Raw genomic sequence first — 26,631 nt, forward strand, 5'->3', positions numbered from 1 at the left:
GCAGCTGAATTCAGATCAGGGGGGAGAGGGCTGGCCGGCGCTGGCCGTAGAGCAGGGCGTGCAGTTCCGGATCCTGCATCGAGCGCAGGATGCGGCGGTGATAGTCGAGCTTGCCGTTGTGCAGGTAGGCGAGGGTGGCCAGGGCCTTGGCCTCACGGGGACTGGCACTGGCCTGGAGCACGCGGTCGGTGGGGAAGTCCAGATCGTGGCTGAGGCGGGCGAACTTGCCCACGAGCAGGCGCACGTTCTGTTCTGGATCGAGCAACTGGCGACGCGCCTCCATCACCTGCTCGTCGGAGGCGTCGGCCTCCAGGAGCCCCTGGTGCACCATCTCGCCGAGGCCCAGCTGAGCGGGCCCATGGGTGCTGAACAGGCCGGAGTGGGCCGCCAGGGGCAGATCTTCCCCTGGCTTGGCGTGGCGCATCTCATCGAACAACACGGCCGTCACCAGCATCGGGTTGATGTGGTGGCGGGCCGACTCGCTCAGAATCACCGGCCGCAGTTCCTCCAGCCTCCCCAGGGCATGGCTGCGCAGGGGCTCGAACTGGTCGATGCCCTCGGTGAACAGCTGGGCCAGGCGGGGCTGGGGGCCATGCACACCGAAACGGCGCTGCAGCTCCTGCAGCTCACTGGCCGAAAACTGCAACGGATCGGCCTGGGTGCCGCCATCGGGCGTGTTGACGCTGCCGCTCAGGCCCGGATCGATCAGCAGCGGCGACTGGGGCTCCAAGCGCCCCGCCGGACTGAGCAGGGCCAAGCCGAGGGCCGCCAGCACGCCGAACCGCCGCCTCAGCCGCACCCCTCCCCCGAGGGGCCTCATTGCCGGCAGGGCGCAATCGATCACAGCCCAGCACGGCGGCGACACGACTGCCCTGCAGGGCGGAGTTCGGGCGCGAGAGGCAGGGGCACAGGCAGCACAACAAAGCCAAAGTTCATTTTAAGAAGCCTGTCCAGCCTTTGATCCCGGAGCCGAACGGTCCTGTGGCCGGCACTTGATACAGGGGCTCGCCGGGATCAGCCCTAGTTTCTGGGCGTCAGATCCGGCGCCCCTGGGCGCAACCCCAGCCGACTCCATGCCTGCCGACTTCGATGGCTCCAGCCCCGCCACCCAGTGGAGCCGTTTCTGTGACCTGCTCTGGTACCACGCTGGCCTGGGGGTCTGGCTCGATGTGAGTCGGATGGCCCTGAACCAGGCCGACCTCAGCCGCCTGGCGCCAGGTTTCGCCTCGGCCTTCACGGCGATGGCGGCCCTGGAGGGGGGCGCCATCGCCAACCCCGATGAGCAGCGGATGGTGGGCCATTACTGGCTGCGGGCCCCTGAGCTGGCACCGGATGCCGCCACCGCCGATCACATCGCCGCCGAGATCGACCAGATCGAGGCGTTCGGGGCCGGGGTGCTCTCCGGCAGCCTGCAGGCCCCCGGTGGGGTGCCCTTCAGCGATGTGCTCTGGATCGGCATCGGCGGCTCGGGTCTTGGCCCCCTGCTGGTGATCGAGGCCCTGCAGCAGGAGGGCTGCGGGCTGCCCTTCCACTTCATCGACAACGTCGATCCCCAGGGCATCAGCCGCACCCTGGCCCGGCTCGGGGAGCGCCTGCGTACCTCCCTGGTGATCGTGGTGAGCAAGTCCGGCGGCACGCCCGAGCCGCGCATCGCCATGGAGCAGGTGCGGGAACGGCTGGGCAGCCTCGGCGGCCACTGGGCCCAGCAGGCCGTGGCGGTGACCATGGTGGGCAGCCGTCTGGACAGCCTTGCCGTGCAGGAGCAGTGGCTGGCCCGCTTCGACATGTTCGACTGGGTGGGGGGCCGCACCAGCATCACCAGCGCCGTGGGGCTGCTGCCCGCCGCCCTGGTGGGGGCCGATCTGCGCGCCTTCCTCGATGGCGCCGCCCAGATGGATGCCGCCACCCGCTGCCCCGAGCTGGAGGCGAACCCCGCGGCCCTGATGGCGGCCGCCTGGCACGTGGCCGGCCATGGCCGTGGTCAGCGCGACATGGTGCTGCTGCCCTACCGCGACCGGCTGGCCGTGTTCAGCCGCTACCTGCAGCAGCTGGTGATGGAGAGCCTCGGCAAGCGTCTCGATCGCGACGGCCAGGTGGTGAACCAGGGCATCGCCGTGTATGGCAACAAGGGCTCCACCGACCAGCACGCCTATGTGCAGCAGCTGCGCGATGGCGTGGACAACTTCTTCGTGACCTTCATCGAGGCCCTCGACGACCCCGCTGACCTTCCCGCCCTCAACGGCGAGTGCCCCGGGGACGTGCTGGAGGGGTTCCTGCAGGGCACTCGCACGGCCCTGATGGAGAGCGGCCGCCAGAGCCTCTCGATCACCCTGCGCCGCTTCGATGCCCGCAGCCTGGGCGTGCTGGTGGCCCTGTTCGAGCGCGCCGTGGGCTTCTACGCCGAACTGGTGAACATCAACGCCTACGACCAACCCGGCGTGGAGGCCGGCAAGCTGGCCGCCGCCTCGATCCTGGAACTGCAGGGCCGCCTGCATGAGCTGCTCGCCGATGGCCAGCCCCGCAGCCTGGAGCAGATGCGCCAGGCCCTGGAGGTGCCCTCCGCCGAGCCGCTGTTCTGGATCCTGCGCCACCTCTGCGCCAACCAGCCAGGCTACGTCGTGGAGGGCGACTGGGGCCGCCCCGAGGATCTCGTGGTGGCCCAGCCCGATCAACTGGAGGCGCTGGTGTAGTGGCGCAGGGCGTAGCGCCAGAACCAGCGGCTGCCCAGGAAGGTGGCCGTCGCCATGGCCAGGCCGCCCACCACCCACAGGGGCTCTCCTCTCCCGAGCACCGCCTCGGCCGGCACCGTGGTGAGGAAGGCCACGGGCAGCACGAAGGTGAACACCAGCCGCAGGGCCTGGGGGTAGGCCGTCACCGGATAGCGGCCGGCCACCAGGGTGTAGCGCAGCACCTCGGTGGCGTTCCACACCTTCACGAACCAGATGCTGAGGGCCGCCAGCACGAACCAGAGGCTGTAGAGGATCACGGCGCTGGCCACCAGCAGGGCGGCACTGAGTGCCAGCCCCAGGGGACTCCAACTGGCACCGGCCCGGGCGGCTGCCCAGCCGCACAGAGCGAAGCCGGCCAGGATCCCCGGGAGCCCCCAGGGCGAGATCATGCGGGTGGAGAGCCAGAACTGGCTGTCCAGGGGCTTCAACAGCACGAAGTCGAGGCTGCCGTTCTGCACATGCCCCACGATGCGGCTCAGGTTGGGCTGCAGCAGGCTGGTGGTGAAGCCATCCAGCACGGTGTAGAGGCCCAGCACCACCAGGGCCTCATCCCAGCTCCAGCCTCCCAGGTTGGCGGTGCTCTGCCGCTGCGGCCCTCCGAACAGCAGCCCCAGCACGAACACACTGCCGGCCAGGTTGCCGAGCACCGAGAGGGCCTCGATCCAGAAGTTGGCCGGGTATTCGAGCTCAGCGCTCAGGGCCGTGGCCCAGAAGCGGCCCAGGCTGCGCCGGTAGCGCCCGAGCCTGGAGGGGAGCAGGGGTGTCGTCATCAGGCCCCCATGGAGGAATAGCGCCTCAATCCCCGGCGCCAGAGGAAGGCGGCGATCGGCAGCAACAGGGCGCACCAGGCGGCAATGGTGGCGAAGCCCAGTGGGGCCGACACCGGCAACCCCGCCAGCAGCCGGGCCGGGAAGTCGACCATCCAGGGGAAGGGGGTGGCGAGGGCCAGCCGTCGCAGGCCCGGAGGGAAGCTGTCGAGGGGGGCCACCAGGCCGGAGAGGAACAGGTAGGGAATCAGCAGCAGCCGATCCAGGGCGGCGGCGCGCTCGGTCCAGAAGCAGGCCATCGCCACCACGGTCTGCAGCAGGAAGCGCAGCAGGAAGGCGGCCCCGATCGCCAGCAGGCCGAGCAGCAACTGCGGCGCCGGAGGCAGCCACAGCCCGCCTGGCAGCAGCAGGGCCAGGGGCAGCAGCATCAGGGCCACGAAGGGCACCCGGGTGCCCTGCTCGGCCACGTGGGCGGCCAGATAGCGCCACAACGGCAGCAGGGGTTGCAGCAGCAGGGGCGACAGCTTGCCCTGCAGGGTGTCTTCCTCGAACACGTGGATCAGCCACACCACGCTGAACTGGCGCACCAGAAAGGCGGCCAGGAAATAGCGGCGCAGCTGGATCGGATCCAGCCCGGAGGCGCCGTTGGCCTCAGCGCCGCTCCACACCCCCAGCATGATCAGCGGCAGCACGCCCGAGAGCGCCCAGAGGGCGATTTCGGCCCGGTACTCGAGCATGTAGGCGTACTGGGTCACGAGCAGGGCCCGGGCGATGCGCCAGGTCCGTCGCGGGCGCCATAGGCCCCTCATCGGCCGGCCTCGCGGCGGAACAGCCCGCCGATCAGCTCGTCGATCGGGGGGTCGGCCACCTCCAGATCGCTCACCTCGAAGCGGCTGAGCAGGGCGGCCACCTGCTCGGTGAGCTGCTGGCGCGGGATGCGCAGCCGCACATGGTGGCCCTGGTGCTCGTCCACCAGGCCGTAGGCCTCGAAGCAGCCGGCCGGCTGCAGCTGCTGCAGCTCCAGGCGCACCTGGCGGTGGGGGGCAAGCTCCTGGGTGAGCCGCTCCAATGAGCCGTCGTGGAACAGCCGGCCCTGGTGAATCAGCAGCACCCGCGGGCACAGCGCCGTGATGTCACCCATGTCGTGGCTGGTGAGCAGCACCGTGGCACCGGTGCGGCGGTTGTAGTCGGCGAGGAACTCCCGCACGCGGGCCTGGGCGTTGACGTCGAGGCCGAGGGTGGGCTCATCGAGAAAGAGCACGGCCGGCCGATGCAGCAGCGCCGCCAGCAGCTCGGCCTTCATCCGCTGCCCGAGGGAGAGCTTGCGCACCGGGCGGCGCAGTTCGCTGCCCAGCTCCAGCATCTCGGCCAGCTCAGCGATGCGGTGCTCGGCGGTGCTGTCATCGATGCCGTAGACGGCGGCATTGACGCGGAAGCTGTCCAGGGCCGGCAGATCCCAGATCAGCTGCTGGCGGTTGCCCATCACCAGGGTGATCTGCTGCAGGAAGCGCTCCTGGCGCTGGAAGGGCACACAGCCCGCCACCTGCACGGAGCCGCCGCTGGGGTGGATCAGGCCGGTGAGCATCTTGAGGGTGGTGGTCTTGCCGGCGCCGTTCGGGCCCAGGAAGCCCACCATCTCGCCGGGTTCGATCTGGAAGCTCACCCCCTGCACGGCCGGCACATCCCGGTGGCGCCTCTGCACCAGGTGCTCCAGGGTGCCGCGCAGCCCCGGGCGCTTCTCGGCCACCCGGTAATGCTTCCTCAACTGGCGCACGTCGATGATCGGCATCGCCGCGCCTCCGAACCGGTCGGCATTCTGGGGGCCCGATGGCAGCAACGGCAGGCCCGGCGGCGGCCAATCCCCTAGCCCGCCAGCAGGCCGGCCATCACCAGGCCCAGGTAGGTGCCCACCACATAGCCCAGCAGGCCGATCGCCACGCTCGGCAGGGCCAGATCGGGGCGTTGGAGGGCGCCGGCCAGGGCCAGGGCGGTGCTGGGGCCACCCACGGCGGCCTGGCAGCCCACGAGGCTGTCGGCCAGTCCCCAGTGCCGCCAGCGGCCCACCAGCAGCACGACCAGCGCCTGCACGGCCACGATCAGGCTGGCCAGGGCAAACACCCAGCGGCCTTCCCCCAGCAGGCCCTGCACGGGTGAATTGAGACCGATCACGGTGAAGAAAGGCTGGATCAGCAGCAGCCCCAGCGGATAGCTGAGCCGCAACTGGGACAGGGCCGGTAGCTGGGCCGCCGCCAGGGCGATGCTGGTGAGCACCAGGATGCCGGGGGCGCCGGGCCACCAGTTCTGGAGGACGCCTGTGGCCGCCTCGCTGATCACCACGATCACCACCCCCCAGAGCAGGGCCACGCCGCCGGCCCGGCTCAGGAGGTCGCGGGGACGGGCACTGGCGGGGTCCCAGGCTGCGGAGCTGGCGATCTGTTCAGAACTGGCCGAGGGCTCGGCGCCGGCTGTGGCGCTGAGGGATTCGGCTGGGTGAGCTCTGTGGCGGCGCCCCAGGGCCAGGCTGATCAGAAACCAGAGGCTGAACACCACATGGTCGGCGGCGGTGGCCACCAGCACCAGGCCCTCAGGGGGCTGCAGGGTGCGGGCCACCGACACGAAGTTGAGGCTGCCGCCGCTGAAGGTGGCCGTGAACAGGCCGCTGAGGGCCGGCAGATCGGCACCGAGCCGCCCGCCCAGCAGCCATGCCCCCAGGCCGGTGCCCAGCACGGCCGCCAGCACCGCCGTGGCGAAGGGCTGCAGCAGCCGCTGCGCCCCGGGCCACACCCGGCGCAGATCCACCGCCAGCAGCAACAGGGCGATGGCGAGGGAGGTGAGCGGCCCTGTCACCAGGGCTTCGGCCGCCGCCTCGGCCTTCCAGCCGAAGAGGTTGGTGGTGAGCAGGCCAAGGAACAGCACCAACAGGGTGGTGCCCAGCTGGCGGCCGATCGCGGTGGCCTCGGCCAGCCACCAGCCAGCCCCGGTGAGCAGGGCGATCAGCAGCAACGAGAGCAGCATGGCGACGGCCAGGAGCCGGATTGTCTGGCCGGCTCCAGTGAAGGCCGGGCTGAAGCGGGGTGCAATGGCGCTTCAGTTCAGCCGTGCTGCCCAGAGGCTGGGATCACCAGCCGCAGGGGGCGCTGGGGGCAGCGCAGTCGTCCTTCATCTGGGCGTGTTCAGCAGGGGAGAGCGGCCGGTAGCCACCGGAATGGGGGCCACCGCGCTGCTCGGCTTGGGCCAGGCCGCCGAAGGAGCCGGCCAGCACCACAGCCAGGGCCAGGGATTGGAGGAGAGTCGTCATGGTTTGTTCCGCAAGGGAGCACAGGCTGCCAAGGGCGTGCCTGTATCCATGACTACCGTTCGGCGATGGGATCGGATTGCCAGGGGCTCTTTGGCTCCTGCTCCGGCTCCTTCTTCGGTTCCTGCGCTGGAGCCGGCGCCCCTGAGGGCTGGACCTGCTCGATCAGCCAGCGCCGATAGGCCGGATCGACATCCTGCAGCGGGGTGGTGGAGATCTCCGGCAGCTCGTAGGGGTGTGCCTCCCGGATCAGCTCCATCAGGGCCGGCTGATGACCCCTGCTGGTCTTGAAACTGATGCGGATCTCCTGCTCCTCAACCAGTTCGCCCTTCCAGAAGTAGAGGCTGTCGATCGGCTGCAGCTGGGCGCAGGCGGCCAGCCTTCCCGCCACCACCCGGCGCGCCAGCTGCCTGGCGTCGTCCAGGTTGGCCACGGTGGTGTGAATGGTGAGCAGCTGTTGCTCCTGGTCGATTGATCCCGTCATCGCGTGGTCGTCAGCAGGTGTTGACGATCGTGCCCAATCCAATCCGCTTCCTAGCTTGTAGTTGACAAGCAGCTTCTGCTCAGCGCCCTTACGCCCATGACAACGACGGACTGGCTCTGGGTCATACACCCCGCCCTGGCGGTGGTGCTGGTGTACCCCCTGCTCGGCCTGGTGCTGCGCCTGGCTCAGCAGACCCGCCAGCGGCGCGTTCAGAAACTGAAGCTGCCCCCCAGCGTGGGCGGCGAGCATGTGGACTTCGGCCGCTGGTTGGCGGCGGCGGTGGTGGGCATCGAACTGCTGGCGATGGTGGTGGTGATCAGCACCAAGCAGCCCTCGGCACTTACGCCCGGCCGCAGCGGCCTGTTGCTGCTCGTGCTGGCTGGCACCGTGGCGGCGCTGGTGGCGCTCTGGCGGGCCAAGGAGGCGATCTACCGGGCCAGCTTCGCTTTGCTCTGCTGGGCTGGTGTGATTGGTCTGGGACTGCAGCCCGAGGTGTGGCGCCTCAGTGACAACCCCCTCGATCCGGCCTTCTGGCAATCCCATTTCTGGGGTGGCATGGGGCTCACCGGTCTGATGCTGTTCTCGGTGGCGGCCCGGCCGGAGATCCTGCGCCAGTTGCGCTGGCGGCGGCTGCACATCACGGCCAATGTGATCGCGGCACTGATCTTCGTGGCCCAGGGCATCAGCGGCCCGCGGGATCTGCTGGAGATTCCGCTCAGCTGGCAGAAGTCGGTTGTCTACGCCTGCGACTTCACCAACAAGGTGTGCCCACCGCCGGCGCCCGCTCCGGCGCCCCAGCCCTGACGTGTTCTGATGCGCCTTCCCTGGGCCGTGGCCCTGCTGGCTCTGCTGGCCGGCCGTTACTGGTGGTGGCGCCTCACCAGCACCCTGGTGCTGGACGACTGGCTCAGCACCTCAATGAGTGTGCTGGTGCTGCTCGCCGAAACCTGGTTGCTGGCCCACAGCTTCCTGCAGCTAGCCTTCAGCCTCGCCCCTGATCCGCGCATCGCCCCTCGGGCGGAACGGGCGGCCGCCCGGGTGCAGCGGCGGTTGGAACCGGCGGGTTCTGTCTCGGTGCCCCTGCCCTGGGTGGATGTGCTGATTCCCACCTTCGGCGAACCGCTGGAGCTGGTGGAGCGCTGCCTGCGGGGCTGTCTGGCGCTCACCTACCCCCGGGCCGAGGTGTGGCTTCTGGATGACGCCGCTCGTCCTGAGCTGCAGGAGCTCTGCCGGCGCCTGGGCTGCCGCTACAGCTCCCGCGCCGGCCGCGAGCATGCCAAGGCCGGCAACCTCAACCACGTGCTGCCCCTGCTGCAGGGCGAGCTGATCGCCGTGTTCGATGCCGACGTGGTGCCGCTCAACACATTCCTGCTGCGCAGCGTGGGGCTGTTCGATGAGCCCCGGGTGGCGCTGGTGCAGTCGCCCCAGACCTACATGAGCGCCGATCCGGTGATCCGCAACCTGCGGCTGGAGCGCTGGCTGATGCCCGATGAGGAGAGCTTCTACCGCTGGATCGAACCGGTGCGCCAGGGCGTCGGCGCGGTGGTGTGCGCCGGCACGTCGTTCCTGGTGCGCCGTTCGGCCCTGCTGGCCGTGGGGGGCTTCGACACGGGCACCTCCTCGGAGGACCTGGCCACCGGCATCCGGCTGACGGCGGCGGGTGGGGAGTGCGTGTATCTGCCCGAAAAGCTGAGCGCCGGGTTGGCGCCGTTCACGGCCTCGGCCCTGGTGCGCCAGCGCTGCCGCTGGGCCAGCGGCACCCTCCAGACCCTGCGCACCGGCGCCAGTCCGCTGCGCATTGCCGGGCTGACGCCCCTGCAGCGGCTTGCCTTTCTGGAGGGCATCCTGCACTGGTTCAACGCCCTGCCGCAGCTGCTGCTGGCCCTGATGCCGCTGATGATCGGCGTGCTGGGCGTGCTGCCTCTGCAGATCACCGCCGCAGGCCTGCTGCGCTATGCCCTGCCCTTCTTTGGCGCCCAGCTGCTGCTGGCCCGCTGGTTCAGCAACCAGGCCCGTACCGGCCTGCTGCCTGAGCTGTACCGCTGGATCGTGTTGATCCCGCTGGTGGCGACGATCTGCCGCTGGGCCCTGCAGCGCCCGCTGCGCTTCCAGGTGACCCCCAAGGCTCTGGCCATAGCCGGCAGGCAGGCCGCCGATCCCCGCCTCTGGCTGCCGCTGCTGGTGCTGCTGCTGTTGCAGTTGCTGGCCCTGCTCAATCTGTTCGGCTGGGCGCAGGATCCCACTGGGCCGGCGCTGGCGCCGGTCACCCCTGCCAGCCTGGCTCTGGGGGTGAGCTGGAGCCTGATCAACGCCCTGCTGTTGCTGCTCGCCCTGCGCTGCTGCTGGGACCGTCCGCGACGTTCCGCTCTGCCCTGGTTCGCCGTGCGTGAACCCGCCTGCCTGGATGGCCAGCCGGTGCTGCTGCGGGCGATCAGCGAGGAGGGGGTGGAGCTGGCCCTGGCTCCGGCCGCTCGGCAGGCTGGCCAGGTGGCGCTCCCCTTGGCTGGCCCTGCCTCACTGCTGCAGCTCACCTGGGGCCAGGAGTGCTGGCCCCTGCAGCTGGCGGCGTGCCGCGGCCATCGCCTTGGGGCCCTCTGGAGTGGCCTCAGCCCCCGCCAGCAGCGCACCCTCCAGCAGCGGCTCTACCGCCAGAGCGGCCTCTGGCCCCACCGGCGGGCGCCGTTTGAGCCACTGGCCCTGCTGGCGGTGCTGGGCCGTCTGCTCAGCCCTATTCCCCCCGACGACTGGTTCCGGCGCAGCCTGGTGCCGATCCAGCTGACCGCCCCCGCCCGGTCCCAGCGGCTGGTGCCGCCACGGGCCTACCCCACGGCCGAGCTGGCGGTGTAACGGGGCTCCCACCGGGCTGCATCGAGACACTGGAGCGCCTCGGCCGGCGTGCTGGCCCGCTCCGCCAGCCCCTGCTGCACGGCCATCAGGGCCACCGCCTCCGCCACCGCCCGGGACACGGCCTGCACCCGGGTGAGGGGTGGCATCAGCGGCTCCAGCGGATCCCGGGCGGCGGGAATGGTGGCCGCCAGGGCTTCCAGGGCCGCATCGATCATGGCCTCACTCACCCGGGTCGCGCCCACGGCCACACAGGCAAAGCCCAGGCCGGGGTAGAGGAAGCAGTTGTTGCACTGCCCGATCACGCGCTCCTGGCCGTCCCAGGGCACCGGGGCGAAGGGGCTGCCGGTGGCCACCAGGGCCCTGCCGCCACTCCAGGCGAGCAGATCGGCGGGGCTGGCCTCGGCCAGGTTGGTGGGGTTGGAGAGGGGCAGGATCACGGGGCGCTCCGTGCCGGTGGCCATCGCCTCCACTACTGCCTGGTCGAAGGCGCCGGCCACGGTGGAGGTGCCGATCAGCACGGTGGGCCGCACTTGCTGCACCACCTGCAGCAGCCCGATCTGCCCCTGGCCGTTGCGGCTGAACCGCTCTGCTTCCTCGGCAGGCCGGGCCAGGGCGGCGGTGGGGTCTGATCCAGGCGCTGCCACGATCAGCCCGCGGCGATCGAGGCCCCAGATCCTCTGGCGGGCCTGGAGGGAGCTCAGGCCGGCGGCCTGCAGCAGCCTCAGCAGCCGTTCGGCGATGCCGCAGCCGGCTGTGCCGGCACCGAAGATCACGATGCGCTGCTCGGCCAGACCGGTGCCCAGCCCCCGGCAGGCCGCCAGCACCGCCGCCGCCGCCACGCCGCTGGTGCCCTGGATGTCGTCGTTGAAGCTGGGGGCCTGCTCGCGGTAGCGATCCAGCACCCGCCGGGCCTGGAGCTTGCCGAAGTCCTCCCAGTGCAGAAACACGCCCGGGAACACCTGCTGGGCCGCCGCCACGACGGCGTCAAGGAAGCGGTCGTAGGCCTCGCCCCGCAGCCGCGGCTGACGCCTGCCGAGGTAAAGGGGATCGCTCAGCAGGGCGGCGTTGTCGGTGCCGACATCGAGCGCCACCGCCAGCACCCGGCCCGGGTGGAGGCCGCTGCAGAGGGTGTAGACGGCCAGCTTGCCCTGGCAGATGTGGATGCCGCCCACGCCCTGGTCGCCCAGCCCCAGGATTCCTTCCGCATCGGTGATCAGCATCAGATCCACCGGGCCTTCGGCGGCCTGGCGCAGCAGCTCGGGCAGCCGCGGTTCCATCTCCGGCGTGAGGTAGGCGCCCAGGTCAGGCGGCTGGTGGCTGTGGCTGAAGCCCTGGATCACCCGCCCCACGGTGGGGGTGTACACCACGGGCAGGGCCGCCTCGATGTGCTCCTGCAGAAAGGCGTGGAAGAGGGTTCGGTTGCTGCGCCGCAGCCGGTCCAGGTAGGTGAAGCGCTCGAGGCTGCCCTGCAGGCCAGCGAAGCCCTGCCACACCCGTTCCACCTGCTGCTCGAGGCTCTCCACCGCCGCGGGCAGCCGGGCCTCCAGCTGCAGGCTGCGCCGCTCCTCGGGGCTGAAGGCGGTGTCGCGGTTCAGCCGTGGGTCGGCCAGCACGGCCAGGCCCTGGCGCGGCTGGAATCCCTCGGGATCAGGCCCCGCCTCCACCCGCACCCGGTAGTGCATGTGGGAGCCCACACCGGTGCCCCGGTAGTGGCCGCTCACCGGCGCCGCCAGGTGGTGATCGGCGGCCGTCACCAGGGTGACGTGGCCATCGGCCACGGCCAGGCCGAGGCTGGGGTCGTAGGCGCGCCAGCCGCCGCCGGGCAGCCACACCTCCGCCCAGGCATGCAGCTCGTGCTCACTCACCTCTGGCGGGTGGTGCATCGAGTAGCCGCTCACGAAGCGGGCCGCCAGGCCGAGGCTGCGGCAGGCCGCCACGTAGAGCATGGCCGTGTCGCGGCAGGCGCCGCGGCGCTGGGCCAGGGTGTCAGCGGGCGCCATCGGTTCGCCGTCGAAGCGACCGATGTGCTCGAAGCCGTGGTGGATGCGGTCGGCCAGCAACAGCAGCATGTCCGTGCTGCGCTGGCCGGCCTGGGCCGCCAGCTCTGCGGCCCAGGCCGCCACGCTCGGCTCGGCCTGTCCCAGGAAGGGGGCCAGGGCCGCCGCGGTGGCGGGGGGGTGGCGCAGGGGCAGGGTCTGGGCGCTGGGATCGGTGAGGATCCAGTCGAAGGGGTTGCGGCGCAGCGTTTCCACCACGGCGGTGGTGTGGATCCAGAGCTCCTGGCGCAGGCCCGTGAACCAGATCTCAGTGGTGTCGGCGCCGCCGGGCTCCTCCACTGGCGTGCTGCCGGCAGGCGGTTCCCGCACTGTGAGGGTGTGGCTCAGCAGCCGCTGCGTGGCGCTCTGCCGGGGGGTGAGCCGCAGCGTGTGCGGCTCCAGGAACACGGGTTGGTCGTAGTGGTAGTGGAGGGTGTGGTGGATCCGGAAGAACATGGGGGGCAGCGTCAGGCGCCAGGGCCAGGGCCACCGGGTCAAACTAGGGCAGCCGGGGCAGGCTGAAGCTGCGCCAGCGCCACACTGCTGCGCAGAGGTGAAGGGATGCTCGGTTTTCTGCTGAACGTTCTCTGGTTTGTGCTGGGGGGCTTTGTGATGGGCCTGGGCTGGTGGCTGGCCGGCCTGGTGGCGGCCCTCACCGTGGTGGGGCTTCCCTGGGCCCGGGCCTGCTTCGTGATCGGCAACTTCTCCTTCTGGCCCTTCGGCAAGGAGGCGATCAGCCGCCAGGAACTCACCGGCCGCTCCGACTTCGGCACCGGCCCCCTGGGGCTGGTGGGCAATGTGATCTGGTTCCTGCTGGCGGGCTGGTGGCTGGCCATCGGCCACCTCAGCTCGGCCCTGGCCTGCTTCGTGACCATCGTGGGCATCCCCTTCGGCATCCAGCACGTGAAGCTGGCGCTGATCGCCCTGGCCCCGATCGGGCTCACGGTGGTGCCGAGCGGCACCAGGCCGAGATTGGAGGGCTGAGTGGCGAGGCTGCTGAATCCTCAGCTTGAAGAGGGATTGCGTGCATAGCGAACTGGCTTGGAACGATTGATGATCTTGCCCTGTTGGAGCAGCCGTTCAGCGATCTGCTCCAAGGCCAATGGCGAATCCAGGTGGTGGAAGGGCCGGGCCCAGCCAGCACCTTCACGACCAAGCCGGGCCTGGGGATGACAAACCGAACGAGCGAGCTTTGGCTACCTCAGGGCAGCTCCAGCCAGCCACGCAGGGCCAGGTCCAGCTCGATGAGCCCCTGGGGCTCCAGTTGGCCCAGGATGCCGCCGATGGCAACGACCGGCACAGTGAACAACTTGTCCACCATCAGCTGAGATGGCTTGCGCAGGCCGTTGCGATCGCTCGGTGCCACAGCGATGCGCACCAGTGGGGCCTCCACCAGGGTGCTGGTGAGCGGGCAGAGCGTGACGCTGGGGTGCGCCTGCAGCCAGCGATCAGGTTGAACCACCACTGCAGGCCTGGGCTTGGAGGAGTACACCCCAGCACTGGCCACCGTCACCACGACGCCGCGGCGCAAGAGCATTGCCGTCATGCCGTCCAGTCGCCCCAATCCGGCAGCTGCTCGCTCCAATGCCCCTGAGGCTCCTGGGCTGCCAGCAGCTGGGACTGTCGCCTGGCCTCCTCGGCGTTGCCGAAGCGCTGCAGGTAGTGGTGCAGAGCCTCGCGCATGCAGGTGCTGTGGCTCTTGCCGAGCTGGCGCTCGACTTCCGGTTCCAGTCGCACCCCGAGCACCGGGATCTCCAGGCCCTGGGCATCATCGATCACCTTCGGATCTCTTGATCCTGTCCAGTGCCGATCGGCATGAGCAAGCCGATTGACTGCCCTGAACCGGTGTCCGAGCTGACCACAAAGCTCACTCCCCGGCTGGTGATCTCGATGGCTTCCTGTAGGTGGCGTTGCAGCTGCAGTTCCTAGTTGCAGATCCCGGCTGTAGTCCTCAATGGAGATTCGGGAAACCGCATCCGGCCCGAAATGATGTCAATCACACGACTGGCTATGGAAGGTCTGCGGCATCCATTGCACTCCTTTCCCCCTTCAACCCATCAAACCCACAGCGCAGCACCGCCAGGGCGTCATCCGGCAGGCCCAGAAAGCCGTCGAGCCAGGGATCGCCGCTGGGGGGCACCCGCGCCACGCCCACCAGACAACCCTGGCCGCGTGCATCCAGGGGGCTGCCCTTGGCGTGGTGGCGCTGGCCAGCCACCGATCCTGTGCTGAGATCCGTGGTCACCAGCAGCGGCGGCGGACGGTAGAGCCCGGCCCAGCTGCAATGGAAGCGCGCCTCGAAGCGCAGCGTCACGGCGCCGCTGGCCGGCACGAGCTGGCCGGCGAGAGTGAGGGGTTCGATGGCGATCTGCAGCCCCGGCGGTAGGGGCAGCCCCAGCACCTGCGTTGTGCGCCAGTTCAGCGGGGGGATGCTGAGGTCGGCTGGGTCGAAGACGATCTCCAGCCTGTCGTCAACAGGGGTGCAGGTTGGCCTGCCGCTGCCGCCCCGGGCGTCGTAGCGGAAGCGTGGGTAGCGGCCGATCGCCAGCCCGCAGCCCGCCTGGGTTTGCAGCTGCAGGCGGGTCATGGCAACAGGCGGGCTTGAGCGGACACAACCCTTCAGGCGCCGCGGAGGCCATCGAGGCTGCCGCGGGCGTGAAGCTCGGCGAGGGCGTCATAGCCGCCGATGAAGGCGCCGTCGATGAACACCTGGGGCACGCTGCCCGGCTGGCTGGGCTCGATCACCCGGTGAGCAATGCCAAGGGTGCGCAGCATGCGCAGCGCCCGCGCTGAGAACGGACAGCCCGGCAGCACCGCCACCTCCACCCGGGGCACCGTGGCGGCCTGGGCCAGGGGCACCATCAGGGGTTCAGCGCTCTGCTGCTCGGGGCCCGGCTCCGCATCGAACAGCCCCACCAGCAGGTCGGCGCCCTTGTACACCAGCGTGCCGGGCTCCAGGTGGCCGCCCCACACCTGGCAGGCGTTGTCGGAGAAGCTCAGGTGCAGGTGCACCTCCTGGGCAGCCACCGTGCCCTGCAGGGTGATGATCTCCAGCTCTCCCGTCAGCACGGTGGGGCCGGCCTCGCCGGGGCACTGGAAGGAGGCCTGGGTGAGGTTCCCCACCACGCTCAGCACGAAGCCATGGCCGCCCTCCTGGGCGGCCAGCTGCTCCAGGGACTGGCGCACGTCGCTGCCGGGTTCGAGGTGCAGGGCCAGAAACCGCATGGGCAGAGGGGCGTGAACGGACGACACCAAGGCCCGCAAATTAGGCCCTCGCCTGGCCCACGGTCGCCCAGCAGACTGCCGCCAGGCTCCGGGGGGCTTCACAATGCGAGCCCGCCAGGGTCCTGTGATCGGCTTTCGTTCGCCCCGCTCCTACACCCTGCTGTCCGTTGGGGCGGCCGTGAGCACCATGGTGATCAAGCTCGCGGCCTGGCGCCTCACGGGATCGGTGGGCCTGTACTCCGACGCGCTCGAATCCCTGGTGAATCTGGCGGCGGCGCTGGGGGCCTTCTGGGCCCTCACCCTGGCGGCCAGGCCCGCCGATCGCGAGCACAACTACGGCCACTTCAAGGCCGAATACTTCTCCAGCGGCCTCGAGAGCGCCCTGATCGTGCTGGCGGCGCTGCTGATCCTGCAGAGCGCCTTTGGCCGGCTGCTGAACCCCCAGCCCCTGCAGCAGGTGGGCCTGGGCCTGATGCTGTCGCTGCTGGCCACGGCCCTCAACGGCCTGGTGGCGGTGCTGCTGTTGCGGGCGTCGCGGCGCTTTGATTCGATCACCCTGCGGGCGGATGGCCAGCACCTGCTCACCGATGTCTGGACCTCCCTTGGGGTGGTTGTGTCCCTGGTGCTGGTGCCGCTCACGGGCCTCACGGTGCTGGATCCCCTGGTGGCGATCGCCGTGGCGGCCAACATCCTGTTCACGGGCTGGCAGCTGCTGCGTGAGACGGCCTCCGGGCTGATGGATCGCTCCCTGGCCGAGCCCGATCAGCAGCGGCTCGCCCGGCTGCTGGCAGCCCGCAGCGGCGATCAGGTGGCCTTCCACGCCGTGCGCACCCGGGTGGCCGGCTCCCGCCGCTTCGTGAGCCTGCACGTGCTGGTGCCGGGTCACTGGAGCGTGCAGCGGGGCCATGACTTCTGCTCCGCCCTGGAGCACGACATTGCCGCTGCCCTGCCTCGCAGCCATGTGTTGACCCACCTGGAGCCGATCGAGGATCCCAGCGCCTGGAACGATGATGGCTTCCAGTGGGATGGCGACCAGGCGGCAGCCCGTGGCTCCGCTTCCCGCTAGCTGCTGGCTTCAGGGGGTCAGAGCGCCCGTCCCGGTGGCTGGGAGCCTGAGGGCGGCAACGGCCTGGGGCTGCGTCGGCCCGGTTCCAGACTGGCCAGAAGGGCTCCCAGCGCCAGCAGACCCAGCAGCCACCAAAGCCGTGGGCGGGGCAGGCGCCGCCCCGAGCCTCCGCTGCGGCGCCTCACCTGCTTCTCGGCCTTGAGGCCGAGCGGGCGCCCGCAGCGCCCGCACACAAAGCGGCCGGCCAGGCTGCGGTCTGCCTTCACCGACCAGCTGCCGCAGCTGGAACAGGCCATCGCGAGGGGGTGGGATCAGGGCTCCAGCATGCCGACCAGCGTGGCTAGGCGGCTGGAGCAGTCGCCTGGCTGCCCCCGTCACCATCAGCGGTCAGCAGATTGATCCGGTAGAGAGTGTCTTCCAGCACATCAGCCGCCAGCTCCCCTGCCCAGCGCTGGGGGCGCTCGGCGCTGCAGCAGGCGTTGAAGGGCTGCAGCACCGTGGTGGGTCGCGGATGGCAGAACTGCACCACGCTCAGGCGGGAGCCGCTGGCGGCGGGATCGGCCATCACCCGGTGCCAGCCGCTGGGGATCAGGCCATTGCTGAGGCGCTCCAGCATCAGGCCGCTGTTGAGGATCACATGGCCCTCGGGCGGCGTGGCCGGCAGCCACTGCTCCCCCACCAACACCTGCAGCCCCGGCGCTGTGGCCCGGGGCAGGGCCGTGATCAGGTTGATGTCGGCGTGGGGGGCAGCCCACAGGTGGCCCCCCGCAGGTGCCTGGGGCATGGGCGGGTAGTGCACCGCTCGGGTGAGGGTGGGCGCCTCGGCCACCATCGCCTCGAAGATCGCCTCATCCAGCCCAAGACCCACGGCGATCACCCGCAGGAAACGGCGCTGTAGCGCGGCGATGGCCGCGTGGAAGGCGGTGAGCACCGCGCTGATGCCCGGCACCGCGGCCTCCGGCAGGCCTTGCTCCGGGTAGAGGAGGGGGTAGCGCCGACGCAGGGGGTGGTGCGCCGGAATCGGCTCCGCCCAGTTGAGCATCTCCTTCCAGTCGGCCCGGGACGCCCCGGCGGCGGTTTCCACCAGGGTGCCGGTGTAGCCGGTCTGGCCACTGGCGCCCTCCACCCGGAAGGCCTGCTTGCGGGGTTGGGGCAGCTGGAAGAACTGCTCCAGCAGGCCATAGGCCTCATCCAGCAGGTCCAGGGGCAGGTCGTGGCTGGTGGTCACGAAGCCGGTGGCCAGGCTGCGGCGCACCCCGTCCACCACGGCCTCACGGGCACGCTGATCGCCCCGCTCGAAGCGCAGCAGGTCAACGTCGAGAACGGCCGGATCGGCAGGCATCGCGGCGCTGCTCAGCGCACGCTGACGCCTTTCCAGAAGGCCACGCGGCCCTGGATCTGGCGGGCGGCCTCCTTCGGTTCCGGGTAGGTCCACACGGCATTGGCGTTCACCGCTCCGTCCACCACCACGTCGTAGTAGTGGGCCTCCCCCTTCCAGCCGCAGACGCTGCGGTGCTCGGAGGGCCGCACCAGGGCGCTGTTGAGGGCCTCGGCGGGGAAGTAGGCGTTCCCCTCCACCATCACGATGTCGTCGCTGCTGGCGATCACGGCACCTTTCCAGCTCGCTTCCATGGTCCATCCGTCAGTGGGCCCATCCTGCCCGCTCGCCCCCGCCCGGTGCGCAGGCGCACACCGCGGCCTTGCCAAACCAAGACCCTTCCCCTTCAGTGGAATCAAGGCATGAGACTCAAGGGAGAGCGTGATGGACCGACCCCCAGCCCTTGCCTCCTGGAGCCACCGCGGTTGCAGCGTTGAGCTGGCCGCCGAACCCTCGGCCCCGCCGCTGTTCCGCATCACCCATGGCAGCGGCGTGCCCCTCGGCCAGGTCTCCAACCTGGAGGAGGCCCGGGAGCTGATCGATCGGGAACTGCCCCTGCTGCGCCAGCGCCTGGCCGCCTCGGCTTGACGCCACCGCTGGAACGGACCCGGGCCAGGCCGATTCCCTTGCCACTGGCAGCTGGGCCAAAGGGCGTTAAGACAGGAGGACCAGCTGGGCGCCGCAGCGCCAGGGCGCCCATGAATCCCACCCTCTCGGAACGGTTGCTGAGCAGGCGTTCGGATGGCTTCTTCCGGGCCCATCCGGCGGCCCCCTGGGACGCGCTGCTGGAAACCCCGGTGGCCCTCCAGACTCTGGCTCTGGTCCAGCCTGCCGTGGAAGCGCAGCCAACCCCAGCCACCTCAGCTCCGACCACCTCAGCTCCGGCCACCTCAGCTCCGGCCACCTCAACGTCAGCCCCCGAGCTCCTGGTTCTGGTTTTGATGGCCGTGGTCTGGCTGGTCGATGGCTGGTTGGCTCTGCGCCAGGGCCTCAGGCGTCGCCCCACGGCCCCTGTCAGCAGCGCTGCCCATGGCAAGGCCCGCCTGGTGGCTGGACCTGCCCGGCCGTCATCCCCCCGGGCCCGTCGCCGCCCGGCCCCTGTGCTGGTGGCATGAGCGGGGCCAGCCCAGCGGGCCCGTCGCCGGCTTCGCCCCTGGGCCCGGACGACTGGCGCCGGGTCCGCGCCGCCCTCATCTACATGGGGCGGGATCTGCATCACCGCTCCTATGCCGTCACCGCGGAGCGCAGAGAACTGCTCTGGCAGGAGATGGATGCCTGCCTGGCCCTGGCGGAGCGGATCCCGGCCGATGGCGACGAAGCCCTGCCAGCGGGGCCTGCTGCGGCAATCATGGGGGCTGCCGATCCCCCAGCAGCCCATGCCTGAGCCACGCCCAGCCCCCTATCCGCCTGCTCCTAAGACCGCCCTCTCCCCTGACCCGGCCGCACGGCGCTGGCGCCAGCTGCTGGCCAGCGCGGCCCTGGCCGTCGGCCTGCCCCTGGCCCTGCCTGCCGCCGCCGCTGCCATGCCCGCCTCCGGGGCCGGTGAACCCGGCGTAGCCCGCCTGAGCGGTGAGGCCGTCTACGGCTTTGGCTGTGTCGAAGCTGAGGGGAGCTACTGGATCGGCCTCGGCCTGATCCCCAAACCCTCCTTCAATGTGGTGACGAACCCGATGGCGGTGCCGGCCCTCAGCTCCACGAATCTGGCCCCGGTGGCTGAGATCACCGGGGCCGTGGGTGCCGGATCGATCGCCCACCGCTGCACCAGCATCGCCACCCGCCTCACCAACCTGGCCCTGGCCACCGGCACCGCCTCGCCCCTGGGCATCCTCACCCTCACGGAGTTCCTGCAGGCCGGCATGGTGGCCGGTCAGCCGGTGATCGCCATCGGCCAGCTTGCCCTGCCCGACGTGCTGGCCACCCTGCCCCAGGGCAGCGATCCCCAGCAGGCCCTCGATCGCGTCAGCGAGCGCATCCGCGCCGTGTCCACGGGCCCGGCCATCGCCGAGGTGCTGCTGCGGGAGGGGCTGGTGGAGTTTGTCGAGGTGCCGCTCGACTGAGCTCTGGGCGCTGCACGAGGGGAATGGCGGCTGGTCAGTCCAGGCTGTTGGGCCCCAGCCGCTGCTGGCCCCCCAGGGCTTCCAGCCACACCACCACAGCCAGCCAGTGCAACCCCACCGCCGACCAGAGCGAGCCGGTGAGGCCGTAGACGAGCACGCAGGCGCTGCCCAGCAGGGTGCACTGCAACAGGAAGCGGGGGTCGTCAGAGACGGCCCGGCCCTGGGGGTACCAGAGGCGGGCCGCCAGGGGGTGGTAGGCCACGAACAGACCCACGCTCAGAGCCCCCCAGGCCGCCATGGCGGGGCCAGGCACCCCTTCGAGCGGATGGGGGAGCAGCAGGCCTCGGAAGATCAGCTCCTCAACCAGCGCCGGCAGCACCAGCAGAGCAGCGGCGCGGCGCAGCAGGCCGGGCCAGCCTGCCCCGCCCTGCCCTCCCCAGCGCCAGGCTCCGTTCAGGAAGCCGCTGGCGAATCCAATCCCCAGGGCCAGGGCGCCATACAGCAGCAGCACCAGCACCGAAAAGCCGAGGGGAGCCCCCAGCAACGGTGGCACCAGGCCATCCATCAGCCGCGGCACCAGGGTGCCCACCACCGGCAGATGCCCGAGCACGGTGGTGGGGGCGACCGGCTCCAGCGCGGGGTTGTTGCCGGGGATCTGGTTGGTGCGCAGGATCCAGAGCGGCAGCCCCTGGCGCAGGAACACGGTGGCGAGGCCGTCATGGGCCCGGCGCGGCAGCATCGAGCGCAGGCTGAGCAGCACCGCCACCGGCCCCTGGTTGGCCATGAAGGCGGGCTGGGCGACCCCGCCTGGGGAGTCCTGGCGCAACCCCGTGCCGGCCATGGCGGTCACCTGGGCGTTGTGGCGCCAGTCGGGGCGCACCATGCCGAAGGGCGTGAGCAGCTCCTCGAGGCCCCGCCCCAGGCGACTCAGGCGGCTGTCCGGATCAGGCGCGATCCCGGCCAGCCGTTGTTCGGCGCGCAGTTGATCCAGGGCGATCCAGAGGGCCTGGCTGGAATCCTGCACACAGGAGGTGGCAGGCGTCACCAGCGCCACGCCGTGGCCATCGCCCGTGCGGTAGCGGGCACTGATGATTTCCGCCTGCAGGGCCAGGGCATCCAGCAGCGGCCCGTCCAGGGGCACGAGCACATCCGAGAAGGGGCGGGTGCCCAGCCAGCCCCGCTGCAGGTTGCCGGCGTAGGCGCTCCAGTCCTGGCTGCCCGAGACGATGCCGTTGGGGTTGTTGGCATAGATCTGGTGGTAGCGCAGATCGAGCTGGGGCTCGCCGCTGAATGGATCCAGCACCACTTCGGCCTCGCCGAGGGCCAGATGGCCGGTGGTGGTCCAGGCCGGGGAAGGTTCGCCATCGCGTCCGCCGATGCCGCCGAACAGATGGATCAGCAGGGCCCGCTGCCCGGGTTGCGCCAGGGGCAGCTCCTCGGGCTTCGAGGTGATGGCGGTGCTGGTCAGCGTGCCCCCGCGCAGGGCTGCTTTCGCCCAGTTTTCGCGGTCGATCTCCCTCAGCCCTGCGGCCGTGCCTCGCACCACCTGCGTGGGCTTGAGGCCCAGCAGGGCCCGCGGCTGCAGCGCCTGCACGGTGAACACCCCATCGGGGCCCGGGGCGCCGCTGATCAGCCAGCCCTCGGGGTTCAGCTCCGAGGCCACCAGCCCGCTCGGATCCAGCATCACCCGCCCGAAGCGATCCGGCGGCAGCTTCGGAATCCTGATCGACTCCTCCACCCCGGAGAAGTCAGCGTCGGAGCGGTCGTAGTGCCGCACCCGCCAGCGGTGGGGATCGCCGCTGCTGCTGTCGCGCCCCAGCACGGTGACCAGCCCCAGCCAGCGCCCAGTGGTCTGCAGCGGCGGCTTGCTGATCCGCAGCGTGTCGCCCTCGAGGCTCACCCCTTCCAGCCGCACACTGACGCTGTCCTGGGGGCGGGCTCCGGCCAGGGACTGCAGCGGCCCCACGGCCAGGCGGCCATCCAGGCGGGTGGGCACCACGTTGGCGGCGGCAGCGGCGTCACGGGCGGCCTGGCCCAGGCGCACATCGGTGCTCACGGCCTCCACCATCGCCTGCAGGCGGGGCTGGTCGGCCCAGCTGAGGCCGAGCCGCTGGCCGATCAGGGCCTCCTGGCCCGGTGGCGCCTGCTCCAGATCCAGCCACACCCAGTCGCCGCGGCGCAGGGCCTTCTCCTCCACCGAGGGCAGGATCAGCTGTCCCATCCAGTCGGCATGGGGCCGGTAGAGCTGCCGATCCGGTTGCAGGGCCAGGGGGTAGTAGGCGCTCTGGCTGAACGGGGAACGGTTGGCCAGGGCTTCACTGCTCTCCGGCAGGGGCCGCTCCGGGCTGCCCTGGCGCAGCGGCATCGCCTGCAGCCCCGGCCGCAGCGGGCCCAGGGGCAGCAGGGTCAGCACGAGGGCCAGCAGCCCCGCCAGCAGAGCCTGGAGCGCGCGCAGACGGACAGGGCTGCTCATGGTGACGTCACCGTACCGAGCACCACCCGGGAGCCCCGCTCCGAAGCGATCACCTCAAGCCCGCAGCGGATCCGCTCCCGCAGGGCGCCCACGTGGCTGATCAGGCCGATCATGCGTCCGCCCTCCCGCAGGCGATCCAGTTCATCCATGGCCAGTTGCAGGCTGTCCGCATCGAGGCTGCCGAACCCCTCATCGATGAACAGCGTGTCAAGGGCCACGCCGCCGCTGTGGGCCTGCACCGTATCCGCCACCCCCAGGGCCAGGGCCAGGGAGGCCTGGAAGGTCTCACCCCCCGACAGGCTCGACACCTCCCGCTCCTCGGCGGTGTAGGCGTCCAGCACCCGCAGGCCGAGGCCCGCCTGGCTGCCGCGCCGTTGGCCGCTGGCATCGGAGTGCCGCAGTTCGTAGCGGCCAGCGGTCATCTGGCCCAGCCGCTGGTTGGCGTAGCCGCAGATCTCTTCCAGGTAGGCGGAGAGCACCCAGCGCTGCAGGGAGATGTTCGGTTCGCTCCTGCCCTGGCAGCGGGCCGCCACCCCCTGCACCAGGTCACTGTGGGTCAGCTCCGCGGCGAGCTCGTTCTCCCCCTGCCGATGCCGCGCCAGCAGGTCAGTGATGGCGGCGCAGGCGCCTTCGGCGCGGGTGAAGCGGGCCAGGGCCGTTCTTCGGGCCGCATCGCTGGCGGCCAGGGCCGCCTCGGCGCCGGCCAGGTCTGGGCTGGGTTCCGGGAGCTGTTGCAGGGCCGGCTCGGCGAGCACCTTCTGCTGCAGCTGCAGGTCCAGCTCGAACTGCCGCAGACGGGTGGTCCAGGTCTGACGCTGCTCCGAGGCGGCGAGGGCCTCGGCCAGGGCGCGGCGATCGGCGAAGTCCGCTGTCACCAGGTCGGTGTCCAGGCGGCGCCGCGCCTCCGCCTCCCGGGCCGCCGCCGTGCTCCACAGCCGGGCCGCCTCCGCCAGGGCCTCGAAGCCCGCCCGCAGCGCCTGGGCTTCCTCGAGCAGGGGGCTGGGGTCGTGGTCGCCCCCCAGGCCCTGCTCCAGCCGCGCCTGCAACGTGGCCGCGTGCTGCTGTTGCTGGGCCAGCCGCTCACGGTGGCTGCCGCCCTCCTCCCGCAGCTCCTCCAGCCGCTTGCGGTAGCGCTGCAGCCGCTGATCGACGCTGGCGACGTCCTGCTCCAGCTGCGGCAGTGCCTTGGCGTCCTGCTGGGCCTTGGTGAGGGCCGCTTGCGCCGCTTGTGCGGCCTCGGCTGCCTGGGCTGGCGGGGAGGTCTGCATGGCCGGCCCGGTCACAGGGCTGTCGCCCCAGCCCAGTTGCCGCAGCTGGGCCTCCAGGCCCTCCAGCAGCGCCTGCTGCCGCGCCTGGCCTGCGCGCGCTTCGGAAAGAGCCTGGGTGGCCAGCTCCAGTTGGCGCTCCGCCGCCTCCATGGCCTGATCGGCCACGGCATCGGCCTGGGCCGCCGCCGGCTGGGGATGGTCCAGGGAGCCACACACCGGGCAGGCCTCGCCGGCCTGCAGGCCAGTGGCCAGGCGGCCGGCCATGCCCTGGAGCTGCCGTTCGCGCAGGTCGAGCTGGTGGCCTCGCGCCTGCTGTTGCCGCGCTTCCGCTGCCAGGGCCGCCCCGGCAGTGCTCCCCAGCTGCTGCTGGGCCCGCTGCCACTGCTGCAGGGTCTGGGTGAGGGACTGGGCCGCCCTGGCCCTCTGTTCCAGCCCTGCCAGCCCATCCCGGGCGGAACGGCAGGCCTGCAGCCGTTCCAGCAGGCCACTGCGGCCCTGCTCCTGCTCGGCCACCTTTTCCTCGCCCTGGCGGCTGCGGTCCATGGCCTCCTGGAGGGCCAGGCTCACCTCCTGAATCGCCTGGCGGGCCTGGTGAGCTTCCCGGGCCAGCCCCAGCAATTGCTCGAGCTCCCGCTCCCGGGTGGCCAGCAGATTGAGGCAGCCGCTGAGGAGCCGGGGCTCGGGGCATTGCTTCAGATCCAGCTGGGCTACGGCCTCAGGCAGCTGCTGGGCCCGATCCCGCTGCTGCCGCAACTGGTTGAGCTGCTCAGCGCAGCTGCTGGCGGCCTGCTCCAGCTGCTGCTGGGCGGCGGCGGCGGCCTCCAGGCTGGGGCGCGCCGCTTCGGCGCGCTCGGCGCGCTGAGTGACTTGCCTTAGGGCCGCGATCGCCGGCAGCTCCTGTTCCAGGGCCTGCAGCCGCAGGCGAGCCTGCTGACGCCGTTGCCACTGCTCCAGCTGGCTGCGGCAGTCCCCCAGGGCGCTCTGGCGGCCGCTGAAGACCGCCTCTGCCGCTGAAAGCTGCTCCCTGGCCTGCCGCAGCAGGCCCTCGATCGCAGCCTGCACGGCGGCGCGCTCGGGGGGGCCACCATCGGTGAGCTCCAGCTGCTGCGGCCACTCCCTCTGCCAGGGCGCCCAGGCCTCGGCGATCTGGCTGAGGGTCTGCCGTTGCTGGCTCTGCCGCTGCTCCAGCTGGTCCCGGGCCTGCCTGGCCTGCTCCGAGAGCCACTCCGTGGCCCGTTGGTAGAGGGCCGTGTCGAAGAGGGTCTTGAGCAGGGTTTCGCGCTCCTCGGGCCTGGCCCGCAGCACATCGGCGAAGCGGCCCTGGGGCAGCAGGATCACCTGCCGGAACTGGGCGGCGTCCAGCCCCACCAGCCGCCCCACCTCGCGCCCCACCTCGGCGATCCCAGAGGCCACCGGTTGCCGTTCCTCCCCCTGGCAGCGCCAGAGGCTGGCCCGGGCGGGCTTGCTGGTGGTGCCCTCGCCGCGGCTCTTGGCCACCTCGCAGGCGGCCTGGCGCTCCACCCGCCAGCGTGCTCCGGCGGCGGAGAACTCCAGCGCCACCTGGGGAATGGCCTGGGGCGGCGCATGGTCGGAGCGCAGGCCCTTGACGCTGCGTTCCCCGCTCACGTCGCCGTAGAGGGCGAAGCAGAGGGCATCGAGCAGGTAGGTCTTGCCGGCACCGGTGCTGCCGTGGATCAGGAACAGGCCATCGCGGGAGAGGGCATCGAAGGGGATCGTCACCGCCTCGGCGTAGGGCCCGAAGGCCTGCATCTCCAGCTGATGCGGCCTCATCGCTCCCCCGTTCTGCCGGCTGCCGCCAGGGCCTGCCGCAGCAGCTGCTCCTCCGCCGGCAGCGGAGGGCGGCCCTGCTGATCGGCGAAGAAGGCCAGCAGGCGCTGTTCCGGACTGCTGGCGGCCCGGATCCGCTGGCTGCGGGCGCTGCTGCTCAGGCCTTCGCCCTCGGGACGCCGGTGCCGCAGTTCCACGACATGGGGGAAGCGCTGCCGCAGCCGCGCCATCGCCTGCTGGGGCAGCAGCGGGTCGGTGAGCTCGGCCCGCACCCAGGCCTGCTCGGCAGAGGCCAGCTCGGGATCCCGCAGCAGTTTCTCCAGGTCGCCGCTGAGGCTGCGCAGGGGCCGCCCCACCCCCAGGGGAACCGCCTCCACACTGGGGCTGCCATCGGCGGCGAGCTCCACCAGCCGCACCGACTTCACATGGCTCTCCTCCGAGAAGGAGTAGGGCAGGGGGGTGCCGCTGTAGGCCAGGCGCGGACCATCCAGCTGCTGGGAGCGGTGCAGGTGGCCGAGCGCCACGTAGTGGAAGCCCCCGAACATGGCCACCGGCACCGCTTCGGCATGGCCCACCGAGAGCTCCCGCTCCGACTCCGAACTGCTGCCGCCTGCCACGAAGGCATGGGCCACCAGCACCGAGCGGCTGCCGGGGCGGCGGGCCAGGTCGGCACGGATGCGGTTGAGGGCCAGCTCGGTGACCTCCGGGTGGCGCAGGCGCTGGCTGGTGAGGGGCTGCTCCGCGTTCTGTTGCAGACCGGGCCCATCCAGCAACGGCTCCAGGTAGGGCAGTGGATAGATGGCCACGGGGCTGCCGCCAGAGCGGGGGCTGAGCAGCACGGGTTGATCGGAGCGCTGCCAGCGGCCCCGGATCGTCACCTCCAGCGCCGAAAGCAGCTCGTCGTACACCGACACGCGCACGTGGGAGTCGTGGTTGCCGGCGATCGCCACCACCGCCGCCCCGTTGCTGCGCAGGCGGGCCACGGTGTCGGTGAACAGGCGCACCGCCTCCGCCGGGGGGATGGCGCGGTCGTAGAGGTCGCCGGCGATCACCACCAGCTCCACCGCTGCCTCGCGGCTGAGCTCCACCAGCCGGTCCATGGCCTCGGCCTGGGCGGCCAGCAGGTCGTGGCCGTGGAAGCTGCGGCCCAGATGCCAGTCGGAGGTGTGCAGCAGCCGCACCGCGGAGCCCTCACTGACCGCCATTGTGGAGCCTGCG

27 protein-coding genes are annotated in these 26,631 nt (G+C 71.0%); 9 read left to right on the plus strand and 18 right to left on the minus strand.

What is annotated here, in order from left to right; translation table 11 throughout:
- Positions 1 to 10: 10 nt before the first annotated feature.
- Positions 11 to 820, minus strand: coding sequence for a helicase DnaB (locus IQ220_RS05060; RefSeq protein WP_225875840.1), 810 nt, complete (start codon positions 818 to 820; stop codon positions 11 to 13).
- A 253-nt stretch (positions 821 to 1,073) separates the two neighbouring features.
- Between IQ220_RS05060 and IQ220_RS05065 the strand changes: the two genes are divergently transcribed.
- On the plus strand, positions 1,074 to 2,690 hold the full coding sequence (locus IQ220_RS05065; RefSeq protein WP_193913406.1) for a glucose-6-phosphate isomerase: 1,617 nt from the start codon (positions 1,074 to 1,076) through the stop codon (positions 2,688 to 2,690).
- Here IQ220_RS05065 and IQ220_RS05070 read toward each other — a convergent pair.
- From IQ220_RS05070 to cutA, 6 genes are all read right to left on the minus strand, one after another.
- Entirely contained in the window at positions 2,669 to 3,499 is an 831-nt protein-coding gene (locus tag IQ220_RS05070; protein WP_193913408.1) for an ABC transporter permease, read from the minus strand. The two genes, IQ220_RS05065 and IQ220_RS05070, sit on opposite strands and share 22 nt — an antisense overlap.
- A complete protein-coding gene (locus IQ220_RS05075; RefSeq protein ID WP_228008869.1) occupies positions 3,499 to 4,305 on the minus strand; it encodes an ABC-2 family transporter protein in 807 nt (268 codons plus the stop codon). The genes IQ220_RS05070 and IQ220_RS05075 overlap by 1 nt, the downstream gene beginning before the upstream one ends.
- Positions 4,302 to 5,285, minus strand: a complete 984-nt coding sequence (locus tag IQ220_RS05080) for an ATP-binding cassette domain-containing protein (RefSeq protein ID WP_193913410.1) — start codon at positions 5,283 to 5,285, stop codon at positions 4,302 to 4,304. Before IQ220_RS05080 ends, IQ220_RS05075 begins: the two co-directional genes overlap by 4 nt.
- 74 nt (positions 5,286 to 5,359) lie before the next feature.
- Positions 5,360 to 6,511 (minus strand): DUF819 family protein, encoded by a 1,152-nt coding sequence (locus IQ220_RS05085; protein WP_193913412.1) that lies wholly within the window; start codon positions 6,509 to 6,511, stop codon positions 5,360 to 5,362.
- Between the two features lie 103 nt (positions 6,512 to 6,614).
- Entirely contained in the window at positions 6,615 to 6,794 is a 180-nt protein-coding gene (locus IQ220_RS05090; protein ID WP_186699601.1) for a hypothetical protein, read from the minus strand.
- Positions 6,795 to 6,846: 52 nt separating this feature from the next.
- On the minus strand, positions 6,847 to 7,275 hold the full coding sequence (cutA, locus tag IQ220_RS05095; protein ID WP_193913414.1) for a divalent-cation tolerance protein CutA: 429 nt from the start codon (positions 7,273 to 7,275) through the stop codon (positions 6,847 to 6,849).
- A gap of 96 nt (positions 7,276 to 7,371) precedes the next feature.
- Between cutA and IQ220_RS05100 the strand changes: the two genes are divergently transcribed.
- Together IQ220_RS05100 and IQ220_RS05105 are read left to right on the plus strand one after the other, a co-directional pair.
- On the plus strand, positions 7,372 to 8,079 hold the full coding sequence (locus IQ220_RS05100) for a DUF4079 domain-containing protein (RefSeq protein WP_193814685.1): 708 nt from the start codon (positions 7,372 to 7,374) through the stop codon (positions 8,077 to 8,079).
- A 9-nt stretch (positions 8,080 to 8,088) separates the two neighbouring features.
- Positions 8,089 to 10,122 (plus strand): glycosyltransferase, encoded by a 2,034-nt coding sequence (locus IQ220_RS05105; RefSeq protein ID WP_193913416.1) that lies wholly within the window; start codon positions 8,089 to 8,091, stop codon positions 10,120 to 10,122.
- Here IQ220_RS05105 and maeA read toward each other — a convergent pair.
- Positions 10,095 to 12,614 carry an oxaloacetate-decarboxylating malate dehydrogenase gene (gene maeA, locus IQ220_RS05110; protein WP_193913418.1) on the minus strand — a complete coding sequence of 840 codons (2,520 nt, stop codon included), beginning with the start codon at positions 12,612 to 12,614 and terminating at the stop codon, positions 10,095 to 10,097. The two genes, IQ220_RS05105 and maeA, sit on opposite strands and share 28 nt — an antisense overlap.
- Before the next feature lie 105 nt (positions 12,615 to 12,719).
- Here maeA and IQ220_RS05115 point away from each other — a divergent pair, with 105 nt between their 5' ends.
- Positions 12,720 to 13,142, plus strand: coding sequence for a YccF domain-containing protein (locus tag IQ220_RS05115; protein ID WP_193913420.1), 423 nt, complete (start codon positions 12,720 to 12,722; stop codon positions 13,140 to 13,142).
- A gap of 217 nt (positions 13,143 to 13,359) precedes the next feature.
- Here the strand turns inward: IQ220_RS05115 and IQ220_RS05120 are convergent, their stop codons facing one another.
- The 4 genes from IQ220_RS05120 to IQ220_RS05135 all read right to left on the minus strand — a co-directional run bounded on the left by IQ220_RS05120 (position 13,360) and on the right by IQ220_RS05135 (position 15,383).
- The gene (locus IQ220_RS05120; protein ID WP_228008870.1) at positions 13,360 to 13,704 is read right to left on the minus strand and encodes a type II toxin-antitoxin system PemK/MazF family toxin; all 345 of its coding nucleotides are present in this window, start codon (positions 13,702 to 13,704) and stop codon (positions 13,360 to 13,362) included.
- Positions 13,701 to 13,937, minus strand: coding sequence for a hypothetical protein (locus IQ220_RS05125; RefSeq protein WP_193913422.1), 237 nt, complete (start codon positions 13,935 to 13,937; stop codon positions 13,701 to 13,703). Before IQ220_RS05125 ends, IQ220_RS05120 begins: the two co-directional genes overlap by 4 nt.
- Positions 13,938 to 14,166: 229 nt before the next feature.
- Positions 14,167 to 14,745, minus strand: coding sequence for a hypothetical protein (locus IQ220_RS05130; protein WP_193913424.1), 579 nt, complete (start codon positions 14,743 to 14,745; stop codon positions 14,167 to 14,169).
- Between the two features lie 32 nt (positions 14,746 to 14,777).
- Positions 14,778 to 15,383: a PCC domain-containing protein gene (locus tag IQ220_RS05135; RefSeq protein ID WP_193913426.1), complete on the minus strand. Its 606-nt coding sequence runs from the start codon at positions 15,381 to 15,383 to the stop codon at positions 14,778 to 14,780.
- Positions 15,384 to 15,510: 127 nt separating this feature from the next.
- Here IQ220_RS05135 and IQ220_RS05140 point away from each other — a divergent pair, with 127 nt between their 5' ends.
- Positions 15,511 to 16,449: a cation diffusion facilitator family transporter gene (locus tag IQ220_RS05140; protein WP_186700365.1), complete on the plus strand. Its 939-nt coding sequence runs from the start codon at positions 15,511 to 15,513 to the stop codon at positions 16,447 to 16,449.
- A gap of 17 nt (positions 16,450 to 16,466) precedes the next feature.
- On the opposite strand, the gene IQ220_RS05145 is transcribed toward IQ220_RS05140, so the two are convergent.
- From IQ220_RS05145 to IQ220_RS05155, 3 genes are read right to left on the minus strand one after another with little or no spacing between them, the layout of a single operon-like run.
- Positions 16,467 to 16,745, minus strand: coding sequence for a transcriptional regulator (locus IQ220_RS05145; protein WP_186699615.1), 279 nt, complete (start codon positions 16,743 to 16,745; stop codon positions 16,467 to 16,469).
- 44 nt (positions 16,746 to 16,789) lie between these two features.
- Positions 16,790 to 17,791 carry an isopenicillin N synthase family oxygenase gene (locus IQ220_RS05150; protein ID WP_193913428.1) on the minus strand — a complete coding sequence of 334 codons (1,002 nt, stop codon included), beginning with the start codon at positions 17,789 to 17,791 and terminating at the stop codon, positions 16,790 to 16,792.
- A gap of 11 nt (positions 17,792 to 17,802) precedes the next feature.
- Positions 17,803 to 18,081, minus strand: coding sequence for a DUF427 domain-containing protein (locus IQ220_RS05155; protein ID WP_186699619.1), 279 nt, complete (start codon positions 18,079 to 18,081; stop codon positions 17,803 to 17,805).
- Between the two features lie 130 nt (positions 18,082 to 18,211).
- On the opposite strand from IQ220_RS05155, the gene IQ220_RS05160 reads away from it, so the two are divergent.
- The 4 genes from IQ220_RS05160 to IQ220_RS05175 all read left to right on the plus strand — a co-directional run bounded on the left by IQ220_RS05160 (position 18,212) and on the right by IQ220_RS05175 (position 19,884).
- A complete protein-coding gene (locus tag IQ220_RS05160; RefSeq protein WP_186699621.1) occupies positions 18,212 to 18,415 on the plus strand; it encodes a hypothetical protein in 204 nt (67 codons plus the stop codon).
- Positions 18,416 to 18,525: 110 nt separating this feature from the next.
- A complete protein-coding gene (locus IQ220_RS05165) occupies positions 18,526 to 18,942 on the plus strand; it encodes a hypothetical protein (RefSeq protein WP_193913430.1) in 417 nt (138 codons plus the stop codon).
- Entirely contained in the window at positions 18,939 to 19,211 is a 273-nt protein-coding gene (locus tag IQ220_RS05170) for a hypothetical protein (protein ID WP_228008871.1), read from the plus strand. Before IQ220_RS05165 ends, IQ220_RS05170 begins: the two co-directional genes overlap by 4 nt.
- Positions 19,204 to 19,884 carry a hypothetical protein gene (locus IQ220_RS05175; protein WP_193913432.1) on the plus strand — a complete coding sequence of 227 codons (681 nt, stop codon included), beginning with the start codon at positions 19,204 to 19,206 and terminating at the stop codon, positions 19,882 to 19,884. Before IQ220_RS05170 ends, IQ220_RS05175 begins: the two co-directional genes overlap by 8 nt.
- Before the next feature lie 34 nt (positions 19,885 to 19,918).
- On the opposite strand, the gene IQ220_RS05180 is transcribed toward IQ220_RS05175, so the two are convergent.
- The 3 genes from IQ220_RS05180 to IQ220_RS05190 are packed head-to-tail and all read right to left on the minus strand — an operon-like array spanning position 19,919 to position 26,618.
- On the minus strand, positions 19,919 to 22,357 hold the full coding sequence (locus IQ220_RS05180) for a type II CAAX prenyl endopeptidase Rce1 family protein (RefSeq protein WP_193913434.1): 2,439 nt from the start codon (positions 22,355 to 22,357) through the stop codon (positions 19,919 to 19,921).
- Complete coding sequence (locus IQ220_RS05185) at positions 22,354 to 25,395, minus strand: AAA family ATPase (RefSeq protein ID WP_193913436.1); 3,042 nt, start codon at positions 25,393 to 25,395, stop codon at positions 22,354 to 22,356. The genes IQ220_RS05180 and IQ220_RS05185 overlap by 4 nt, the downstream gene beginning before the upstream one ends.
- A gap of 17 nt (positions 25,396 to 25,412) precedes the next feature.
- The gene (locus tag IQ220_RS05190) at positions 25,413 to 26,618 is read right to left on the minus strand and encodes an exonuclease SbcCD subunit D (RefSeq protein WP_193913438.1); all 1,206 of its coding nucleotides are present in this window, start codon (positions 26,616 to 26,618) and stop codon (positions 25,413 to 25,415) included.
- Positions 26,619 to 26,631 lie beyond the last annotated feature (13 nt).

The organism is Cyanobium sp. LEGE 06113, assembly GCF_015207615.1.

Excerpts from the sequence above, each read along its gene's own strand:
- IQ220_RS05130 (WP_193913424.1), bottom strand. The coding sequence starts at position 14,745 with ATGACCCGCCTGCAGCTGCAAACCCAGGCGGGCTGCGGGCTGGCGATC.
- IQ220_RS05190 (WP_193913438.1), bottom strand. The coding sequence starts at position 26,618 with ATGGCGGTCAGTGAGGGCTCCGCGGTGCGGCTGCTGCACACCTCCGAC.
- IQ220_RS05060 (WP_225875840.1), bottom strand. The coding sequence starts at position 820 with ATGAGGCCCCTCGGGGGAGGGGTGCGGCTGAGGCGGCGGTTCGGCGTG.
- IQ220_RS05180 (WP_193913434.1), bottom strand. The coding sequence starts at position 22,357 with ATGAGCAGCCCTGTCCGTCTGCGCGCGCTCCAGGCTCTGCTGGCGGGG.
- IQ220_RS05080 (WP_193913410.1), bottom strand. The coding sequence starts at position 5,285 with ATGCCGATCATCGACGTGCGCCAGTTGAGGAAGCATTACCGGGTGGCC.
- IQ220_RS05070 (WP_193913408.1), bottom strand. The coding sequence starts at position 3,499 with ATGACGACACCCCTGCTCCCCTCCAGGCTCGGGCGCTACCGGCGCAGC.
- IQ220_RS05165 (WP_193913430.1), top strand. The coding sequence starts at position 18,526 with ATGAATCCCACCCTCTCGGAACGGTTGCTGAGCAGGCGTTCGGATGGC.
- IQ220_RS05185 (WP_193913436.1), bottom strand. The coding sequence starts at position 25,395 with ATGCAGGCCTTCGGGCCCTACGCCGAGGCGGTGACGATCCCCTTCGAT.
- IQ220_RS05135 (WP_193913426.1), bottom strand. The coding sequence starts at position 15,383 with ATGCGGTTTCTGGCCCTGCACCTCGAACCCGGCAGCGACGTGCGCCAG.
- IQ220_RS05090 (WP_186699601.1), bottom strand. The coding sequence starts at position 6,794 with ATGACGACTCTCCTCCAATCCCTGGCCCTGGCTGTGGTGCTGGCCGGC.
- IQ220_RS05065 (WP_193913406.1), top strand. The coding sequence starts at position 1,074 with ATGCCTGCCGACTTCGATGGCTCCAGCCCCGCCACCCAGTGGAGCCGT.
- IQ220_RS05105 (WP_193913416.1), top strand. The coding sequence starts at position 8,089 with ATGCGCCTTCCCTGGGCCGTGGCCCTGCTGGCTCTGCTGGCCGGCCGT.
- IQ220_RS05150 (WP_193913428.1), bottom strand. The coding sequence starts at position 17,791 with ATGCCTGCCGATCCGGCCGTTCTCGACGTTGACCTGCTGCGCTTCGAG.
- IQ220_RS05155 (WP_186699619.1), bottom strand. The coding sequence starts at position 18,081 with ATGGAAGCGAGCTGGAAAGGTGCCGTGATCGCCAGCAGCGACGACATC.
- IQ220_RS05120 (WP_228008870.1), bottom strand. The coding sequence starts at position 13,704 with ATGACGGCAATGCTCTTGCGCCGCGGCGTCGTGGTGACGGTGGCCAGT.
- IQ220_RS05115 (WP_193913420.1), top strand. The coding sequence starts at position 12,720 with ATGCTCGGTTTTCTGCTGAACGTTCTCTGGTTTGTGCTGGGGGGCTTT.
- IQ220_RS05085 (WP_193913412.1), bottom strand. The coding sequence starts at position 6,511 with ATGCTGCTCTCGTTGCTGCTGATCGCCCTGCTCACCGGGGCTGGCTGG.
- IQ220_RS05175 (WP_193913432.1), top strand. The coding sequence starts at position 19,204 with ATGCCTGAGCCACGCCCAGCCCCCTATCCGCCTGCTCCTAAGACCGCC.
- IQ220_RS05170 (WP_228008871.1), top strand. The coding sequence starts at position 18,939 with ATGAGCGGGGCCAGCCCAGCGGGCCCGTCGCCGGCTTCGCCCCTGGGC.
- IQ220_RS05145 (WP_186699615.1), bottom strand. The coding sequence starts at position 16,745 with ATGGCCTGTTCCAGCTGCGGCAGCTGGTCGGTGAAGGCAGACCGCAGC.
- IQ220_RS05160 (WP_186699621.1), top strand. The coding sequence starts at position 18,212 with ATGGACCGACCCCCAGCCCTTGCCTCCTGGAGCCACCGCGGTTGCAGC.
- maeA (WP_193913418.1), bottom strand. The coding sequence starts at position 12,614 with ATGTTCTTCCGGATCCACCACACCCTCCACTACCACTACGACCAACCC.
- cutA (WP_193913414.1), bottom strand. The coding sequence starts at position 7,275 with ATGACGGGATCAATCGACCAGGAGCAACAGCTGCTCACCATTCACACC.
- IQ220_RS05100 (WP_193814685.1), top strand. The coding sequence starts at position 7,372 with ATGACAACGACGGACTGGCTCTGGGTCATACACCCCGCCCTGGCGGTG.
- IQ220_RS05075 (WP_228008869.1), bottom strand. The coding sequence starts at position 4,305 with ATGAGGGGCCTATGGCGCCCGCGACGGACCTGGCGCATCGCCCGGGCC.